This window comes from Gardnerella sp. DNF01189 (genome assembly GCF_049244195.1).
Taxonomy (GTDB): Bacteria; Actinomycetota; Actinomycetes; order Actinomycetales; family Bifidobacteriaceae; genus Bifidobacterium; species Bifidobacterium swidsinskii.
Genome location: NZ_CP058385.1, coordinates 34,377 through 51,928, shown reverse-complemented (window position 1 = coordinate 51,928; position 17,552 = coordinate 34,377). Strand labels below are relative to the sequence as shown.

At 42.5% G+C, this 17,552-nt stretch carries 14 protein-coding genes and 2 tRNA genes; 7 read left to right on the top strand and 9 right to left on the bottom strand.

What is annotated here, in order from left to right; all coding sequences use genetic code 11:
• Positions 1–6: 6 nt before the first annotated feature.
• The 3 genes from HXT41_RS00215 to HXT41_RS00205 all read left to right on the top strand — a co-directional run bounded on the left by HXT41_RS00215 (position 7) and on the right by HXT41_RS00205 (position 3,952).
• Positions 7–1,812, top strand: coding sequence for a UDP-N-acetylmuramoyl-L-alanyl-D-glutamate--2,6-diaminopimelate ligase (locus HXT41_RS00215; protein ID WP_116440545.1), 1,806 nt, complete (start codon positions 7–9; stop codon positions 1,810–1,812).
• Between the two features lie 134 nt (positions 1,813–1,946).
• On the top strand, positions 1,947–3,188 hold the full coding sequence (locus tag HXT41_RS00210; protein WP_081378923.1) for a carboxylate--amine ligase: 1,242 nt from the start codon (positions 1,947–1,949) through the stop codon (positions 3,186–3,188).
• A 35-nt stretch (positions 3,189–3,223) separates the two neighbouring features.
• Positions 3,224–3,952, top strand: a complete 729-nt coding sequence (locus HXT41_RS00205) for an aspartate/glutamate racemase family protein (RefSeq protein WP_076002693.1) — start codon at positions 3,224–3,226, stop codon at positions 3,950–3,952.
• A gap of 17 nt (positions 3,953–3,969) precedes the next feature.
• Here HXT41_RS00205 and HXT41_RS00200 read toward each other — a convergent pair whose 3' ends face one another.
• Positions 3,970–5,427: a bifunctional folylpolyglutamate synthase/dihydrofolate synthase gene (locus HXT41_RS00200; RefSeq protein WP_421788692.1), complete on the bottom strand. Its 1,458-nt coding sequence runs from the start codon at positions 5,425–5,427 to the stop codon at positions 3,970–3,972.
• Positions 5,428–5,705: 278 nt separating this feature from the next.
• On the opposite strand from HXT41_RS00200, the gene HXT41_RS00195 reads away from it, so the two are divergent.
• A complete protein-coding gene (locus HXT41_RS00195; protein WP_421788690.1) occupies positions 5,706–7,301 on the top strand; it encodes an aminopeptidase P family protein in 1,596 nt (531 codons plus the stop codon).
• Between the two features lie 285 nt (positions 7,302–7,586).
• Complete coding sequence (locus HXT41_RS00190; protein ID WP_004110445.1) at positions 7,587–8,489, top strand: carbohydrate kinase family protein; 903 nt, start codon at positions 7,587–7,589, stop codon at positions 8,487–8,489.
• A gap of 80 nt (positions 8,490–8,569) precedes the next feature.
• Here the strand turns inward: HXT41_RS00190 and HXT41_RS00185 are convergent.
• From HXT41_RS00185 to HXT41_RS00150, 8 genes are all read right to left on the bottom strand, one after another.
• Positions 8,570–8,643: transfer RNA gene (locus HXT41_RS00185), tRNA-Ile, on the bottom strand.
• 287 nt (positions 8,644–8,930) lie between these two features.
• On the bottom strand, positions 8,931–9,611 hold the full coding sequence (locus HXT41_RS00180; RefSeq protein ID WP_064621671.1) for an ECF transporter S component: 681 nt from the start codon (positions 9,609–9,611) through the stop codon (positions 8,931–8,933).
• 297 nt (positions 9,612–9,908) lie between these two features.
• A tRNA-Glu gene (locus HXT41_RS00175) sits at positions 9,909–9,980 on the bottom strand.
• A gap of 107 nt (positions 9,981–10,087) precedes the next feature.
• Positions 10,088–10,906 carry a tRNA (guanosine(46)-N7)-methyltransferase TrmB gene (gene trmB / locus HXT41_RS00170; RefSeq protein WP_116994861.1) on the bottom strand — a complete coding sequence of 273 codons (819 nt, stop codon included), beginning with the start codon at positions 10,904–10,906 and terminating at the stop codon, positions 10,088–10,090.
• Positions 10,907–11,065: 159 nt separating this feature from the next.
• The gene (locus tag HXT41_RS00165) at positions 11,066–11,524 is read right to left on the bottom strand and encodes a cell division protein SepF (RefSeq protein WP_116431859.1); all 459 of its coding nucleotides are present in this window, start codon (positions 11,522–11,524) and stop codon (positions 11,066–11,068) included.
• A 24-nt stretch (positions 11,525–11,548) separates the two neighbouring features.
• Complete coding sequence (gene ftsZ / locus HXT41_RS00160; protein WP_116440542.1) at positions 11,549–12,760, bottom strand: cell division protein FtsZ; 1,212 nt, start codon at positions 12,758–12,760, stop codon at positions 11,549–11,551.
• Between the two features lie 202 nt (positions 12,761–12,962).
• A complete protein-coding gene (gene dusB / locus HXT41_RS00155) occupies positions 12,963–14,117 on the bottom strand; it encodes a tRNA dihydrouridine synthase DusB (RefSeq protein WP_064621738.1) in 1,155 nt (384 codons plus the stop codon).
• A gap of 69 nt (positions 14,118–14,186) precedes the next feature.
• Positions 14,187–15,707 carry a glycine--tRNA ligase gene (locus HXT41_RS00150; protein ID WP_102703413.1) on the bottom strand — a complete coding sequence of 507 codons (1,521 nt, stop codon included), beginning with the start codon at positions 15,705–15,707 and terminating at the stop codon, positions 14,187–14,189.
• 179 nt (positions 15,708–15,886) lie between these two features.
• On the opposite strand from HXT41_RS00150, the gene HXT41_RS00145 reads away from it, so the two are divergent.
• Both HXT41_RS00145 and HXT41_RS00140 read left to right on the top strand, forming a co-directional pair.
• The gene (locus HXT41_RS00145; RefSeq protein WP_033888601.1) at positions 15,887–16,252 is read left to right on the top strand and encodes an MTH1187 family thiamine-binding protein; all 366 of its coding nucleotides are present in this window, start codon (positions 15,887–15,889) and stop codon (positions 16,250–16,252) included.
• 64 nt (positions 16,253–16,316) lie between these two features.
• Positions 16,317–17,549, top strand: a complete 1,233-nt coding sequence (locus HXT41_RS00140) for a M20 family metallopeptidase (protein WP_033888600.1) — start codon at positions 16,317–16,319, stop codon at positions 17,547–17,549.
• The last annotated feature ends 3 nt before the right edge of the window (positions 17,550–17,552 follow it).

The window sequence follows — 17,552 nt, the reverse complement described above, 5'->3', positions numbered from 1 at the left end:
TAAATTATGATCATGCATAACACGTTGTCACTAGCAAACGCAAGTGAAATTTTGCAACACTATGGATTGTTACGCGAAATGATTCAATATGGTAAAGCAGAAGATACTAATACTGCTAATGGTGCTAATACTAAAGAAAAAACTATAGACTCTACTCATTCTCGCAATGAAATATGGTCTTTAAATCCGTATTATTTCCCAAATATTGATGCAGATAAGTGCTTTACTAACGCAACTTACGATACTCGCGATATTAAATCTGGAACACTTCTGTTTATTAAAGGCAATTTTAAGTCGGAATATCTTTTAGATGCAGACAACAAAGGACTTACTGCATATGTTGCTGAACAAAGCTACGCACAATACACAAAAGCTGTTGGTTTAATTGTTACGGATGCTAAAAAAGCAATGAGCGTGCTTGCAGCAGCATTCTTTGGAAATCCACAAGAAAAACTCACTATTGTTGGAATTACTGGAACTAAAGGCAAAACAACTACAGCCTACTTTACTCACGCTATCCTAAACTCCCATTCGCACGGTAAAGCAGCACTGTTTTCTTCAGTAGATAATTGCGTAGACGGAAAAAATTACGTTGAATCTAATTTAACTACTCCTGAAAGTTTTGATGCTTTCAAAATGATGCGCGAAGCTGTAGATAACGGCATGAAGTATCTTGTTATGGAAGTTTCTTCGCAAGCTTATAAGGTGAATCGCGTATACGGTCTTAAATTCGATGTTGCAGCATTCTTAAACATTAGCCCAGACCACATTAGCCCTATTGAGCACCCAACTTTTGAAGATTACTTGTATTGCAAACGACAAATTATTGCAAATACTAAGCGTTTAGTACTAAATTCTGATACAGATCACGCAGATCTTCTTTTACAAGATGCGGAACGCAACAATGTGCTCGTAACAACTTTTGCTCGCATTAAAAAAGATGAAATAGAAGGCGATGCTTGCGAAAATGACAATTTCGATGATCTTGACGACGATCGCATAAATTATTGCGCGCCTGCTAACGATGACGATTACACGGAATTACTTACTCCTGACTACATTGCAATGCCAGTAGAAAATAGTGAATCACATTGCATCGCTATGCGAGACTCAAGCGAAGACGACGACTATGAAGATAACGACTACGAAGAAGACGTGCACTACTGCCCTATTGACGAATTCGCATTGTCTATTGCAGGAGATTTTAACTACGAAAATGCTTTAGCTGCAATCGCTATTGCAGGAGAATTGGGAATTAATCAGGATACTGATTTACACGCACTACACGCTATTGAGAATGTGAAAATTTCTGGACGCATGGAAGTTTTCAAAGACACGCACTCAAACATGATTGCGGTTGTCGACTATGCGCATAACTACATTTCTACAAAATCAGTTCTTGACTTTGTAGAAGAACGCTACGGCAAATTTAATCCTCGAATTACGCTAATAACTGGTTCCACAGGAGATAAAGCTGTCGACCGTCGTAAAGAAATTGTTGAAGCCGCGCAAAACCGCATAGAACAGTTTATTTTCACTACTGAAGATACTGATACTGAAGACGTAATGCATATTTGCGAGGATATGCAAAGTTATGTTACGAACCCAAATGTTTCTTCACGCATTATTATCGACAGAGCTGAAGCAATAGAATGCGCTTACAACGATGCAGCAAGTAGCGAACAAAAAAATGGAAGATTAAACATTCTTCTTGCTATTGGTAAGGGCGATGAACGTTGGATTAAAAACAAACGAAAGCATGTGCCGTATGAGGGTGATTCATTCGTAATAAAGCGTCTTTTTGGTCTGTAATACGCTTATGCGAAAGTATGAAAATATACGAATAAAATAAACGCAATTACTACATAAACTAACTAACAAGCTAGCTAACAAACTAAATAACAAACAAGTTAAATAACAAATTAAAACAAATGAAGAAGATACAAATGAAGAATCAACGATTTCAACCTGTGTTACTCGGTAGCGATATAAACGCATACGGCATGGCTCGAGCATTCCATGAAGAATATGGCATTACTTCAATTGCTTTTGCGCACTTCCAACTTTCACCTACGAAATTTAGCAAAATTGTCGATGTGAGAATTGTTCCAGGCTTTGGAGAACTTCCTACATTCCGCAATACAATGCTTAATTTTGCTAAATCATGGCATCAAGAGCATCCTAATACCAAACTTCTGCTTATTCCTTGCGGCGACGTATATGCGAACCTTCTAAGCCAATGCGGTGATGAATTGCACGAATATTTTGCTTTCCACACATTGCCAAATTCGCTCAATCGCCAGCTTAGCCTTAAAAGCTCATTCTATAAAACTTGTGAAAAATACAATCTTCCTCATCCAAAAACTAAAGTTGTAAACGCTCAAGAAGTAGCAGCGCACGCTTATGAAGATTTGCCATTCAGCTTCCCTATTGCTATGAAACCAGCGAATAGCACTAAATGGCTTGATATTGATTTTGAGGGACGCAAAAAAGCTTTTATTATCAATACTCCGCAAGAACTTGATACTCTTATTCAACGCTCGTACAAAGCTGGCTACGATGACGAAATGATTTTGCAAGACTTTATTCCTGGAGACGACAGCCGCATGCGTGTGCTAAACGCTTACGTTGATAGCAATCATCATGTGCGCATGATGTTTCTAGGACACCCTCTGCTGGAGGATCCAACTCCAGAAGCGATTGGCAATTATGCAGCTATTATTCCAGACTACAATGAAGAAGTTTTCCAAAATATTAAAGCATTTTTGGAAGATATACATTACGTTGGCGTAGCTAATTTTGATATGAAATACGATGAGAGAGACGGAAAATATAAGCTTTTTGAAATCAATTTACGCCAAGGCCGTTCAAGCTATTTCGTCACTTTAAACGGATTTAATATTGCTAAATATTTTGTTGAAGATTTAATTGACCATAAGCCTTTTGACGGAAATACTGTGTTCGGTCGTGGAGAAAAGTTGTGGATGGAGATTCCGCGATCGATATTTTGCAATTATGTAGCAGAAGGCGATGAAAAGAAGCGCGGTCTTAATATGATTCGTCGCGGCGATTGGGGCACTACGCTAGAATATAAAAAAGATATGAATCTGCTACGCTGGTTGATGATTCGTCATATGTTTTCAATTTACACAAGGCGTTACGCAGAATTTTTCCGCAATAAAGCGTGAAAATTATTACGTAACTTTGAAGGGAATATGAGACAATGAAACGTCCGTTTTTTGCTGTACTTGGCGGCATGGGCACACTTGCAACAGAAAGCTATATTCGTTTACTTAATAAAGAAACGCATGCACATAACGATCAAGAGTTTTTAGATTATGTGGTATTCAATGATGCTTCTGTGCCAGATAGAACAGCATATATTGTTGGCGAATCATCCGAAAGCCCATTCCCTACTCTTGCAGACGACATAGCTAAAGCAACTGCGATAGGTGCTTCATTTATTGTGCTCACGTGCAATACTGCGCATTACTTTTACGATAAGTTCCAAGCACTCACCGACGTGCCAATTATACATATGCCGCGTGGTGCTGTAGCTGAAGTTTCTAAACGTTACCCAAAGTCTAAATGTAACCGTATTGGATTCTTAGGTACTGCAGGATCGCGTAAAGCTGGAGTGTATCAGCGCGCTATAGAAGAAGCAGGATACACATTCGTAGCACCCGACGACGATTTGCAAAAACGCATTACATCACTTATTTATGATGATGTAAAAGGCACAGGCAATCTTAATTTACGCCGTTACGAGTCCGTTTTAAGCGACATGCTCGACCCTGCAGGAACGTGCCGTTGCGACGCACTTATTTTGGGTTGCACAGAATTAAGCGTGCTTAATGAAGCTTTCCCTCTTCCGCAAATACCGTTAGTTGACGCTCAAGCAGTACTTGTAAAAAATACTGTAGAAAAAGCTAAATCTTTGCGAATGAAGTAGCAGAAATAGCTTAATTTTCAGGACTCGTCAATATTCGGGTGAATTGCAACGCGCTGATCTTTAGGCTTTTTTAAATCCGGATTCACATGCTCAACAAGCATTGTGCGAGCATCTCCTGCCGTAACAAAGCTTCCGCAAATAAGCACGCCGTGACCGTAGCCCACGCCAAGCTCATCGTCTTCATCAACAAGATTCACAGCCGTTTGAATAGCATCCGGAAGCTCGTCAACGCGAATCACACGATCCCTGCCAAACACGCCTACAGCAACCTTTCCAAGATCTTCCGGATCCATTACACGGTCCCGCCAAGAATTACGCGTAACAATAATCTTCGTCAAAATAGGTTCAAGAACACCCAAGTATTCTTCAACTTGCTTATCTGCCATCATTGCCACAACGCCAATAAGCTGCTCAAAATGATAGTTTTCTTCAATAGTTTCACGAAGAGACTCGGCAGCATTCACGTTATGTCCACCATCAATAATGATTGTCGGCGAAGTACGAACCTGCTCAATACGCCCAGGAACCTTAACCTGACTTAAAGCCTCTGCAACTAAATCGCCATCCAAAGCACCACTTACAGGCAGCACAACCTCTGCAGCGGCAAGAGCTGCCAAAGCATTATGAGCCTGATGCTTGCCAAACTTGTCAACCGGAACATCCTCATAAGTGCCAAGAGGTGTACGCAAAGTAACAACCTGTCCACCAACTGCAGGAGTACGAGACACAACTTCAAGTTCGCCATCGCCATAAGAAGAATCGCGCAATAATGTAGCATGGTTGCGCTCTGCAACTTCCTTAATAATTGGCAAAACCTTAGCTTCATGCGGCTGAGGACCCAAAATAACAGTGCAATTTGGCTTAATAATACCAGCCTTCGTGCGAGCAATCTCTTCAACAGTGTTTCCAAGCCATTGCATGTGATCCATATCAACCGGCCCAATAATTGCAGCATCAGCATTCATAACATTAGTGGCATCCCATTCGCCACCCATGCCAACTTCCATAACAGCAACATCAACAGGAGCGTCCGCAAAAGCCCAAATTGCCATGGCTGTAAGCACTTCAAAAAAGCTCATTTTTGGCTTACCGTCAGCTTCCATGCGAGCGTCAACCATGTCGATAATGTCTTTCATTTGATCCCACACATCAACGAACTGATTGTCACTAATTTCCTGTCCGTCAATCATAATGCGCTCGTTTACGCGCTCCAAATGTGGAGAAGTATATAATCCGGTTCGCAAACCGTATGCTCGACAAATTGACTCAGCCATTCGAGCAGTAGAACCTTTGCCGTTCGTACCAGTTATGTGAATAACACGCATAGACTGCTCTGGATGACCTAAAATATCGAGAATAAGACGCATGCGATCCAAGTCGAGATTAGTTTTATTGTGTTCTGGAGCTCGACTCATAATATTGCGTTCGATATCAACAATTCGCTCATTATTGCGATTTGGATTTTCAATAGACATAACTACTCCCCCTAATTTTTACGCTCGCTTACTCATTTTCCAACAATCTAGATTAGTTGATACCAACAACACACGCATATAAATATGTTGTGACAATATTCACATAGCAAAAGCGTTTTATACGCACTTTGTAAATTGCGTATAAAATCTTGCTATTTTGCACTAAAAAACTCGCATAAAACACTAAATAAGACTATGTTAGTTTATTGACTGTTTATTTACTATTTGTATAATTTGCGCAAGCAAAAATTAACAAGCAAAAATTAAGGAGTCTCATAATGGCAGAATATACGCCAACTGAGCACGGCGAAGAGCTAAAAGCTGACGGCACGCAAAAGGCAGAAGATCGCGTAAATAACCGTTCACTTCGTCCAAACAGTGATTCTTTTAAAGATTTTATGACGAATAACTGGGATAACCAGGAGCCAGAAGTTAAAGCTCTTGAATCTAGCAAGTACATTCCAGCTCGTTTAGAGGCTCTTTCAAAGCGTTTCCCAGGTGAACGTTTAGTTATTCCTGCAGGACAACCAAAGGTGCGTAATAACGACTGCGATTATGCTTTCCGTCCAGACACTACATTTGCTTACTACACTGGCTTAGGTCAAGACTATGAGGCTGGTGCTGTGCTTGTTATGGAGCCAGTCAGCGAAGACAGCGAAGAAGCTAAGGCTGGAAAAACGCATGTACCTGAGCTTTTTGTAGCTCCACGCGCAGATAACAGCACTTCAGCATTTTACAAGGATCCTCACTACGGAGAATATTGGGTTGGTCCTCGCGCAGGCTTAAAAGAACTTAAAGCAATGACTGGCATTGAAACGCGCGATATTGCAGAACTTGATGACGCTATTGCAAAGAACGTAAGCGACGATGCTAATGGTGAAGGCATTCGCGTGCGAATTGTTCGAGAAACCGATCCTGAGCTTACTGCAAAAGTTGAAACAATGCGAGAAGCAAGTGGATTTACTGATGAAGATGCAAACACTTGCGCAGACGACAAATTGCACGAATTCGCTGCAGAAGCACGAATGCTTAAGGACGACTACGAAATTCGCGAAATGCGCAAAGCTATTGCCGCCACAAAACTTGGTTTTGACCGCATGCTTACGCGTTTGCCTAATGCTTTGGGTCATGAGCATTCCGAGCGCATGATTGAGGGTGCTTTTAATTCTGTTGCTCGCGAAGAAGGCAACGAAGTTGGCTACGACACGATTGTTGCTTCCGGCAAGCACGCGCCAATTTTGCACTGGATGCGCAATACTGGCGTTGTTTCCAGCGGAGAATTGCTACTTATTGATGCCGGCGTTGAAGTTAACAGCCTCTACACTGCTGACATTACACGAACTTTCCCAACGAACGGCAAATTCACTGACTTGCAAAAGAAGCTTTACCAGTGCGTTCTTGACGCTCAGCAAGCCGGTTTTGAGGCTGCTAAACCAGGTGCAACCTACTCCGATATTCACCATGCTTGCATGCGCGTTCTAGCCGAACACTTGCACGAATGGGGAATTTTGAAAGTTAGCGTTGAAGAATCACTTTCGCCAGAAGGTCAACAGCATCGTCGTTGGCACGCTTGCGGCGTTGCTCATCATCTTGGTTTGGATGTGCACGATTGCGCACAAGCACGCTACGAGTCTTATCAGGGCGCAAAAATTACTCCAGGAATGATATTCACTATTGAGCCAGGATTATACTTTGCAGCTAACGATTTGATGCTTCCTAAAGAAATGCGCGGAATTGGAATTCGTATTGAAGATGATGTGCTAATGACTGAAAGCGGTCCAGAGTGGCTTTCTATTGACATTCCAAAGCAAATCGATGATGTAGAAGCATGGATGGCTGAACAAGCTCACAAAAGTGATATTTTTCAGCATTAAGCAATAAATCAAAATAATAGAAAAATATAATAAAAAAGAATAATAATAATATAGTACGCCAGCATAAGTTAAGTTAAACGTACGCAATATAGCACTTATGGTGCGCTCTATAGAAACGTAACACGCATTGCGCATATTACTTATCGAAAGGGCGCACCATAATTGTTTATGTAGCATTTTTACAAGCAAAATTTGCATCAAAATGCTTTTGAAGAAGCGAGAAGATATTTAGTAAAAAGTATAGCTCTACAAACTTGCTGCACTGACGCGTGCGAAAGGAATATTATGACTAAGCCAATTGTTCTTTCACTCGGCGAACTTTTATGGGATTTGCTCCCACATGGAAAACGTGTTGGAGGAGCACCAGCAAATTTTGCATATCATGCACAGTGTCACGGAGCGCAAAGTTGCATGATTAGCGCTGTTGGTCAAGACCAACTCGGCGATGAGCTGATTGACAAAGTGAACAAAGCTGGCATCGCTTCAATTATTCAACGCAACGCTTGGCCAACAAGCACTGTAGAAGTAACACTAAAAAATGGAATACCAGAGTACACTATTCTGCGAAATATAGCATGGGATCATATTCTTTACACTCGAGAACTCATTGATTTAGTAGAACGAGCAGATGCAGTATGCTTTGGCACTCTAAGCTTACGTTCTCAAGAAACTCACGACACAATTTTGCAATTGTTAAAGCATACTAAGCCTGGAGCAATGAAGTTCTTCGATATTAACATTAGAAGCGATCACTACTCTAAGGATCTTATCGACACATTACTTCAAGAAGCAACAGTATTTAAGCTTAACGATTCGGAACTATTCTTATTACGCGATATGTTCAATATTCGCGACACTTCAGACGAGGAAGCTTGCAAGTGGTTCCAAGCTCGTTACGGACTAGATTATGTGATTCTTACAGGCGGCTCTACTTTTAGTACGATTACTACTAGCACTGGAGAAAGCTCAACTATCCCAACTCCACACGTTGAAGTTCTTGACACAGTTGGTGCTGGAGACTCGTTCTCAGGAACATTTGCAGCGCATATTCTTAAGGGAGAAAGCTTGCAAGAGGCGCATCGCGCAGCTGTTAATACTGCAGCATTTGTGTGCACTCAAGAAGGAGCATGGCCTAAGTATCCAAAACAAATACCAGATTATTTGTCAATGGCAGAAAATAACAAATAAAACAAAAAATAAAATTTAAATTATAAGATGCAAAAATGCCACTTCATAAATCATAATGAAGTGGCATTATTAATATCTTGTGGGGCCTCAGGGGCTTGAACCCTGGACCGACGGATTATGAGTCCGCTGCTCTAACCGACTGAGCTAAAGCCCCACGCTAACAAAGTTAGCAACGACTAGATTAGCACATACCCATAAACGTCGCCAACTCAGTGAGTCGAATTTTTGACTTTGCTTAGGATTACTGAGCTTGAAATCCCTATGATTTCAAACTCGGTCAAAACCCCAACAAACAAAAACAAAACCCATCACAAAACCACACCAACCAAAATCTGCCTCCGTCAATAACGACGAAGGCAGACCTCGCTTGCGTTGAAAGCACACCGTGCTTTCAACCTGAGCAAGCTCGACGCTCTGAAGGAGCTTGAAATCCCGATGATTTCAAGCTCGGTCAGAACGTCCAGATGCGAAGTTATCAAGAGCACCAGTTTTGCGCAAAGCCAAATACACAAACCACACAAGCACTCCAGAAAGCAACAATCCACTAATAAGCTCTGTAATCATATGAATCGTAATATAAGTAGGAGCTTTAGCCTGGTACTTAGTGAAGCTTAAGAACACACCATACTCAAAAGCCACAAGCAAACCAGAAAGAGCACTCAAAGTCAAATTAAACTTTCGCAAACGGAAAATTAAGAACGGAATCTCCGCAAACACACCCTGCAAAAGTGCGGAAATAAGCGTATCTCGCATATTAAACGGAGTTCCAAGAAGCACCTGTACAAATGCTGCAACAACATTTACATACACTGCAGAACCTGGCTTACGAATAAGCAAAACTGCAAGAGTTCCCGACAAATACCAAACACCATGCGTGATGCTTGCAAAACCAGGAAGAACAGCTGCATTCAAAGTACGAATCAAAGGAATAAACACCAAGCCATAGCCATACAAGATAACACCAAAAACAGCAGCAAGAGCAGCACCTAATGCGATATCTGCAACACGCCAACGCATGCTCACAACCCTATTAATACTAGAAGCAGCATTACTATCCACTTGATCCGTTACACAATTAGATGATTCTAACCCATTATTATTTGTATTGAAAATATCGCTCATAGGAAATCCTTTTTTAAGCTGCTGCGCATTGTAAATTACTGAATTGAATACTTCCTGACCTACGCAGCCCGGGCAGAAGTACCAATGAGAAAGTGTACCACCTCTAAAAAGCACAACATACCTTTTGTGATATTTAATACATTGTCAGATCTTATATCGATTTATAGAAAAAATATATGAAAAACTAATTGCTGCGCAAAATACGAAAAATAGGGTAAGCAGCAAAAATAGAAATACGAATATCAGAAATACAAAAAACGAAAAACGCCGCTGAAAACCCAGCGGCGTTGTAATTTGTACCCCCTAAGAGAGTCGAACTCTTGTTGTCAGATTGAAAGTCTGGTGTCCTAACCGTTAGACGAAGGGGGCTTCGAACCAAACCATATGATATTAACACTCAAAAAAGCAGTACGCAACTCACGGCGTGTTGAGGCTAAGTACAACTGCAAAGCTACGAGAACAGCGGCGGCAGAGCATTATTGTGCTATGTAGGTGAAGTCGTGAATCGTGCGACCAGCCTCCAAGCCTTTGCGTTCAAAATTCGTAAGAACTCGACCAGCAAAACGCTCAGATTCGCTAAAATCTGCGTGTGGAAGAGTTGCAGCGGTGCCAGCTGTACCTTTTCCTACGTGCTCAACTGGAAGACTTACGCTTAATTCGCCAATATTTGCAAAATCTTCGCGAGAATCCATAATCTCATGCACATGCAAAGCATAGTCCTCAATATCTGTAGCAATGCGCCAAACGCCCTCTTTACGCAACGCCTGATGGATTGTAGAGGCAAGCTCTGGTTGCACAATACGACGCTTATGGTGACGCATTTTAGGCCATGGATCCGGGAAGAAAGTCCAAACTTCTTCTAAAACTCCACAGTCGCACGCAGCGAAGAAATCAGGAGCGTTAATTTGCGCAATACGAAGATTAGTCAAACCTTGCTTTCCAGCAAGAAGCATTGTGTGAGCAACGCCTGGATCATAAACTTCAAGCGCTAAAAAGTTAGTTTCCGGCAAACGTTCAGCTGCGGCAACAATGTTTTCGCCTTGCCCGGAACCAATTTCAACAATAAGCGGATTATCATTCCCCCACTTATCGCTAATCCAATCATGCGTAATGTTCAAATTTCCGCGCAATCTAAATGAGCCAGGTGCTTCAGTAACGTCTAGCAGGTACTGACTTGCATAACGCTCCTGAGCGTGCTGTAAACGCGCATCTAAGCGCCCAGAACGACGCACAAACGACAATACAGTGCGTTGCTTGGCTTGCATAGTGTTTTCGTTTTCATTTTCAGTGCTCATGAGATTACTTTCGTTATTTGGGTTACATGCCTTTAGTTTAAATTCGCATGATTTTAGTCATGCTCGTACGCATCGCTTTTATGCTACCAAAAAGTATAAAAAAGCAGCGAAAGTTGTTAAACAAACGCTGCTTAATTAATTCTTTAGCAAATACAATTTTTAGGAGAACAAGTCACGCGCAGTATTGTCGTTCGGAGCATCCTCTACTTTGATATTCACTTGTGCTGGGCTTAGCAAAAATACCCTAGGAGTCACACGCTCAATAGAGCCACGAACACCAAACACAACTCCAGCAGAAAAATCAACAATACGATACGCAACTGATTCAGTTACACCAGTAAGGTTTAAAACCACTGGAACACCGTCACGCAAAGCACGACCTACCATTTGCGCATCATCGTAAGACTTAGGATGAATTGTAGTAATACGACTCATACGACTAGCATTCGCACGGGCAGAACTGCCACGCAAATCATTACCATGTTGCGACACAGCAGGAGTTACCGAGCGATCATTATCGAATGACGTTTCTTGAACATCAGATTCAGCATAATCATCATCCTCAGGCACATCTGCCATACCAACGTATGACATCACGTTCTTCATAAAGCCAGCCATGAAGCAACCCTCCTCTCGTTACGCTTAACGCAGAAAATCAGGAATATCTAATTCGTCAGGTTCAGCAGTCTGCTGTACAGGAGCTGCAGAAGGAGAATATTGCTGATTCATTGCAGGCTCAAACATAGAAGGCATAGAAGCAGGTTGTTCTACTTGTGGAGCAGCTTGAGCTTCCTCTTTGAAAGATGACGTAGACTGTGCAGGAGCTACAGGCTTAACATCTGCTTGCATATCAACAAACTGACCAGCTTTAGCTGAGGACTCCTCCGCCTTAGGATGGGCATCAAATCCAGCAGCAATAACCGTAACTCGAACCTCATCGCCGTAAGAATCATCCAAAGAAAGACCCCAAATAATTTGAGCTTCTGGATGAATAGCTTTACGAACAAGTTCAGTTGCAGCAGAAGCTTCCTGAAGCTTCAAATCACTTGGACCTGCGATATTAATCAAAGCACCGTGAGCACCCTCAATGCTTTCTTCCAGCAATGGGGAGCTAATAGCGATTTCAGCTGCCTGAGTTGCACGATCCTCGCCCTTTGCAGCACCAATACCGAACAATGCGGTACCTGCTCCGCGAAGAACAGCTGTAACATCAGAGAAATCAACATGAATGTAAGAATTCATGGTAATTAAATCAGTAATGCCTTGCACACCTGCGAGCAATGCAGTATCTGCAGTCTTAAATGCTTCAATAATTCCAATAGTACGATCAGAAATCTCCAAAAGACGATCATTTGGAATAACAATCAACGCGTCAACTTCTTTGCGAAGATTTTCGATACCAAGTTTTGCAGATGCAGCACGTTGCGGTCCTTCAAAACCGAATGGACGTGTAACAACAGCAATAGTCAAAGCACCTTGCTGATGAGCTGCACGAGCTACAATCGGGCTTGCACCAGTACCCGTACCACCGCCTTCACCGCAGGTAACAAACACCATGTCAGCACCCTTAAGTGCCTCTTCAATGTCTGATTGATGATCCTGCGCAGCCTTAGCACCCTTTTCAGGGTCAGCACCAGCGCCCAAGCCTCGGCTCGAAGCATCAGATAATGAAATCTTTACATCAGCATCAGAACGCAGTAAATCTTTAGCGTCAGTATTAATGGCCACAAACTCTACATTCTGTAGACCCTCGCTGATCATCCGATTGACGGCGTTACCGCCGGCACCACCGACGCCGACTACCTTGATGATGGTTTTGTCGTTGAAATTGTCAGTCTGGGCAATCTCGCTCACCGTTATCTCCTGTCACTCACGCACGTTTACACAATATTTTAGCGCAAAACGCTCGATACTGACGACGTTTTCACAATAAACTGAAAAAATGTCACTGTTTTGATAATACACCGTGCTATATGCAAATATGAGCACAAGGTGATTTTAATAGAACATTATCGAAATAATCAGTGCAAAAAAATGACGAAAGCCCTAGAAAACACTAGTAACTTGCATCCATTGGATCATCACCAAATAACGCCTCTCGCTCTTCGTGACTAGTTGTACGAGAATCTAACCACCCATACGGCAAATGAACTTTTTTAGCAAATCTAACTCGCCCACGCGGCGTGTCTAACACTTTTTCTGGCAAACGAAGAGAACCGTCAAGCATATCGAGATTACGTTGAACATCCTCAATCGACTCGCACTCCATAAACGCTTTACGAGTGCCACCACCAACAGGAAAGCCCTTTAAATACCAAGCGACATGCTTACGCAAGTCGTGAACAGCCATACGCTCGTCACCATCATAAAACTCAACTAAAAGCTTCAAGTGACGCAAAATAACGGAACCAACTTCTGTCAAAGTAGGATTCACACGATTATCGCTACCTTCGCAAGCATTGCGAATATCAGCAAACAACCATGGGCGACCTTGACATCCTCGACCGATAGCAACGCCAGCGCAGCCAGTTTCCTTAAACATTGCGAGCGCATCTTCCGCACCCCAAATATCACCATTGCCAAAAACTGGAATATCGAGTGCTTCTACAAGCTCGCCAATACGCGTCCAGTCTGAATGACCACCATAATATTCTGCAGTTGTACGAGCATGCAAAGTTACAGCAGCGCATCCTTCTTCTTGCGCAATATGACCAGCTTGAATAAAAGTTTCATGATTCTCGTCAATTCCAACGCGGAATTTAGCCGTAACAGGGATTCCTGCTGGTTCGCAAACAGAAACAACGCGATGCAAAATTTCTTGCAACAAATCAGTTTTCCAAGGAAGAGCAGAACCACCGCCGCGTCGCGTCACTTTTGGAACTGGGCAGCCGAAGTTTAAGTCAACGTGATCAGCCATGTTTTCGTCGACAACAATTCGAGCTGCTTGCTCTACAATAGAAGGATTTACACCATAAAGTTGCAGCGAGCGCACTTTTTCGCTAGGCGCAAAACGGCATAAACGCAATGCTTTTGGATTTCGTGCAACTAAAGCTCGAGCTGTAATCATTTCTGCTACGTAAAGCCCGTCCGGACCAAATTCGCGGCAGATTACGCGAAATGGCCAGTTAGTGATCCCCGCCATTGGAGATAAAACAACAGGAGTTGCAATATGAACTTTCCCTAAATCCACTGGTTTTATAGAAAAATTCATATTGCTTTAACTCCGTTCACTATAATAATAATTTTGCTTATTAATGCTTAAGCACTACTCAAACGCGTATTAGTATAATCCGCCAGCAGTAGCGATTTGTACAGGCTTAGACTCGTCTTCGCCAGCTTCTTTAGCAATATCCGTAGTACCGTCGGCTGCACGAGTACCAACGATTTCAACAGGGCCTTGCGGATACTTAACACGTTTTTCGTTAATTCGGCTAGCGACGTAATCTGCAACCTTGTCCAAGGAAACACGCTCTTGTTGCATAGTGTCGCGCTCGCGAATTGTAACAGCATGATCTTCTAAAGTATCGAAGTCAACTGTTACGCACAAAGGAGTACCAATTTCGTCCTCACGACGGTAGCGGCGACCAATAGCACCAGCTTCGTCGTAATCGATAACCCAATCATGCTGACGCAAATCTGCAGCCAAATCTTGAGCAACAGCTTGTAATTCTGGCTTCTTACTCAAAGGCAAAACTGCAGCTTTAACAGGAGCCAAACGAGGATCAAGTCGAAGAACAGTGCGCTTGTCAACTCCGCCCTTAGTGTTTGGAGCTTCGTCCACGTCATAAGCATCAACCAAAAATGCCATAAGCGAGCGCGTAAGACCAGCAGCAGGCTCAATAACGTAAGGCACATACTTTTCGCCAGTAGCCTGGTTGAAGTAGCTCAAATCCTCGCCGGAATGCTTAGCATGAGCAGACAAATCGTAGTCAGTACGGTTTGCAATACCCTCAAGCTCTCCCCAATCCGAACCTTGGAAGCCAAATTTGTATTCAATATCGACAGTGCGCTTGGAATAGTGGCTGAGCTTCTCCTTAGGATGCTCATACATGCGCAAGTTTTCTGGCTTAACACCCAAATCCACATACCAACGCACACGAGTGTCAATCCAATACTGGTGCCAAGCTTCGTCGGTTCCAGGCTCTACGAAAAATTCCATTTCCATCTGCTCAAACTCGCGAGTGCGGAAGATGAAGTTTCCAGGCGTAATTTCGTTGCGGAAAGACTTACCAATATTCGCAATGCCAAAAGGCGGCTTTTGACGAGCAGAAGTCATGACGTTCTTAAAATCAACGAAAATGCCCTGAGCTGTTTCTGGACGCAAATAATGCAAGCTATTTTCGTCTTCAACCGGTCCTAAATGAGTGCGAAGCATCATGTTGAAGTCACGTGGCTCAGTCCAGTTTCCGCGAGTACCACAATCTGGGCAAGCAATGTCTTTTAATCCATTTTCTGGCATCTTGTCGCCATGCTTTTCAGCATAAGACTCTTCCAACTTATCTGCACGATGACGCTTATGGCAATTCAAGCACTCAATCAAAGGATCGTTAAACACGGAAACGTGACCGGAAGCAACCCACACCTGTGAAGGCAGAATAACGGAAGTATCCACTCCAACAACATCTCCACGCGTGGTCACCATGTAGCGCCACCATTCGCGCTTGATATTATCTTTTAACGCAACACCGAGCGGGCCGTAATCCCACGCAGAACGCGTGCCACCGTAAATTTCGCCGGCTGGGAACACAAATCCTCGACGCTTAGCCAAGGAGACGACTTCATCAAGCTTTGAAACAGCCACAATACACCTTTTCGTAAAACTAGAAAATTCGGGTGAAAACGTTGCTATTATAGAAAAACCCTGTGACGCTTGTAAAATTGTTAAAGTAATGCAAATTTATAAGTTTGTTGACGCATTATTTGGCGTTGTCTTGTTTTGCTAGATTTGCATAAGATTACGATTTTAAAGGGATTGTTACTATGAGTGAAAATAATAACGAGAATACAAACGACCACGCGAACGAGCACAGAACTAACACGGTCGCGGCGTTGTGCATTGCTCCAAGCGGAGTCGGAGACGAGTTGAGCGAGTACGTGGCGGATGCTGTACAAGTAATTCGCGATTCTGGATTAAAGAACGAAACTAACGCAATGTTCACGAATATTGAGGGCGAATTTGATGACGTTATGCGCGTTGTGAAAGATGCTACGATGACTTTAGTTAGTAAAGGATACCGTACTGGAGTAATACTAAAATTAGATATTCGCCCTGGTTTTAGCAATCAAATTGACGCAAAAAGTGCGCTTGTAGATAAGATTCTCGACAAACGAAATAAAGAAGAATAAAACTAAAATCAAATAATCTCAAAACTCAAAAAAGTTATAATAAAACAAAAGAAAGCAGGAATTTATGCTGCAACTTACGGCAGTTCAGAAAATATTATCCGATTTAGATGAAACCCAAAGAGAACGAGAAAAACAATACAAATACTTTCATCAACATCCTGAACTGTCAATGAAAGAAGATCATACAGCTCAAACAATTATTGATATTCTTAGCGAAGCTGGGATTGAAACAAAGCGAGTTGGAAAAATAGGCGTTGTGGCAGAGATTAAAAACGGCGAAGGTCCTGTTGTTGCTATGAGAGCGGATATCGATGCGCTTCCAATTAAAGAAAATTCAGGAAAAGATTACACTTCAACAGTTAGTGCGCAAGACGAAAATGGCAAAACGGTTGGAGTTTCACACGCTTGCGGTCACGATTTTCATATTTCCAGCCTACTTGGTGCCTTGAAGGCTTTTAATGAGCATAAAGATGCTTGGAAAGGAACGTATATTGGCGTTTTTCAGCCTGGAGAAGAAACAGCTCAAGGCGCAAAAGACTTGGTGAAAAATGGCATTATGAGCATGATTGCAAAGCCTGACGTTTACCTTGGTCAGCATGTGTTGGGCACTATTCCTGCAGGAACAGTCGGTATTCGTTCGGGCGCGTTCTTAACTACTGCAGCTTCGATTCGCGTGCACATTTTTGGTAAAGGTTCGCATGGTTCTATGCCTGAGTTGAGCGTTGACCCGGTGGTTGTTGCTTCGTCAATTGTGCTTAAATTGCAGACGATTGTTTCTCGCGAACTTGCAGCTAAAGATTACGCAATTGTTACAGTTGGCGCGCTTAATGCAGGAAGTAAGTCGAATATTATTCCTGATGATGCCGAGCTTTTAATTAACACAAGAACTTATAGCGAAGATACTCAAAAATTTGTGCACAATGCTATTGAACGAATTGTGCGTGGAGAGTGCGAGCTTGCAAGATGTCCTAAAGAACCAGAGTTTACGTATTATGATTGCTATCCGCTTACAAATAATGATCAGAATGCATCTTTGCGCGTGCGTAAAGCTTTTGATGAATACTTTGGAGAAGATTCTGTAGATATTTCGCGCGCTTCTGCTTCGGAAGATTTTTCTATAGTCGCGAACGCTTTTAAAACTCCTTACGCTTACTGGGGCTTAGGTGGTTTTGCGGATATGCAGAATGCTCCTGGAAATCACAATCCGGCATTCGCCCCAGATTTGCAGCCCACTCTTAATCGCGGATTAGAAGCTGCAGTTGTGGCAGCTTGCGCTTGGCTCACTAGCGAAAAGTAACAA

Coding starts and splice junctions, on each gene's coding strand:
- HXT41_RS00145 (WP_033888601.1), top strand. CDS start 15,887: ATGAGTGAAAATAATAACGAGAATACAAACGACCACGCGAACGAGCAC.
- HXT41_RS00140 (WP_033888600.1), top strand. CDS start 16,317: ATGCTGCAACTTACGGCAGTTCAGAAAATATTATCCGATTTAGATGAA.
- HXT41_RS00210 (WP_081378923.1), top strand. CDS start 1,947: ATGAAGAATCAACGATTTCAACCTGTGTTACTCGGTAGCGATATAAAC.
- HXT41_RS00200 (WP_421788692.1), bottom strand. CDS start 5,427: ATGTCTATTGAAAATCCAAATCGCAATAATGAGCGAATTGTTGATATC.
- dusB (WP_064621738.1), bottom strand. CDS start 14,117: ATGAATTTTTCTATAAAACCAGTGGATTTAGGGAAAGTTCATATTGCA.
- HXT41_RS00165 (WP_116431859.1), bottom strand. CDS start 11,524: ATGGCTGGCTTTATGAAGAACGTGATGTCATACGTTGGTATGGCAGAT.
- HXT41_RS00190 (WP_004110445.1), top strand. CDS start 7,587: ATGACTAAGCCAATTGTTCTTTCACTCGGCGAACTTTTATGGGATTTG.
- HXT41_RS00180 (WP_064621671.1), bottom strand. CDS start 9,611: ATGAGCGATATTTTCAATACAAATAATAATGGGTTAGAATCATCTAAT.
- trmB (WP_116994861.1), bottom strand. CDS start 10,906: ATGAGCACTGAAAATGAAAACGAAAACACTATGCAAGCCAAGCAACGC.
- HXT41_RS00195 (WP_421788690.1), top strand. CDS start 5,706: ATGGCAGAATATACGCCAACTGAGCACGGCGAAGAGCTAAAAGCTGAC.
- HXT41_RS00215 (WP_116440545.1), top strand. CDS start 7: ATGATCATGCATAACACGTTGTCACTAGCAAACGCAAGTGAAATTTTG.
- HXT41_RS00205 (WP_076002693.1), top strand. CDS start 3,224: ATGAAACGTCCGTTTTTTGCTGTACTTGGCGGCATGGGCACACTTGCA.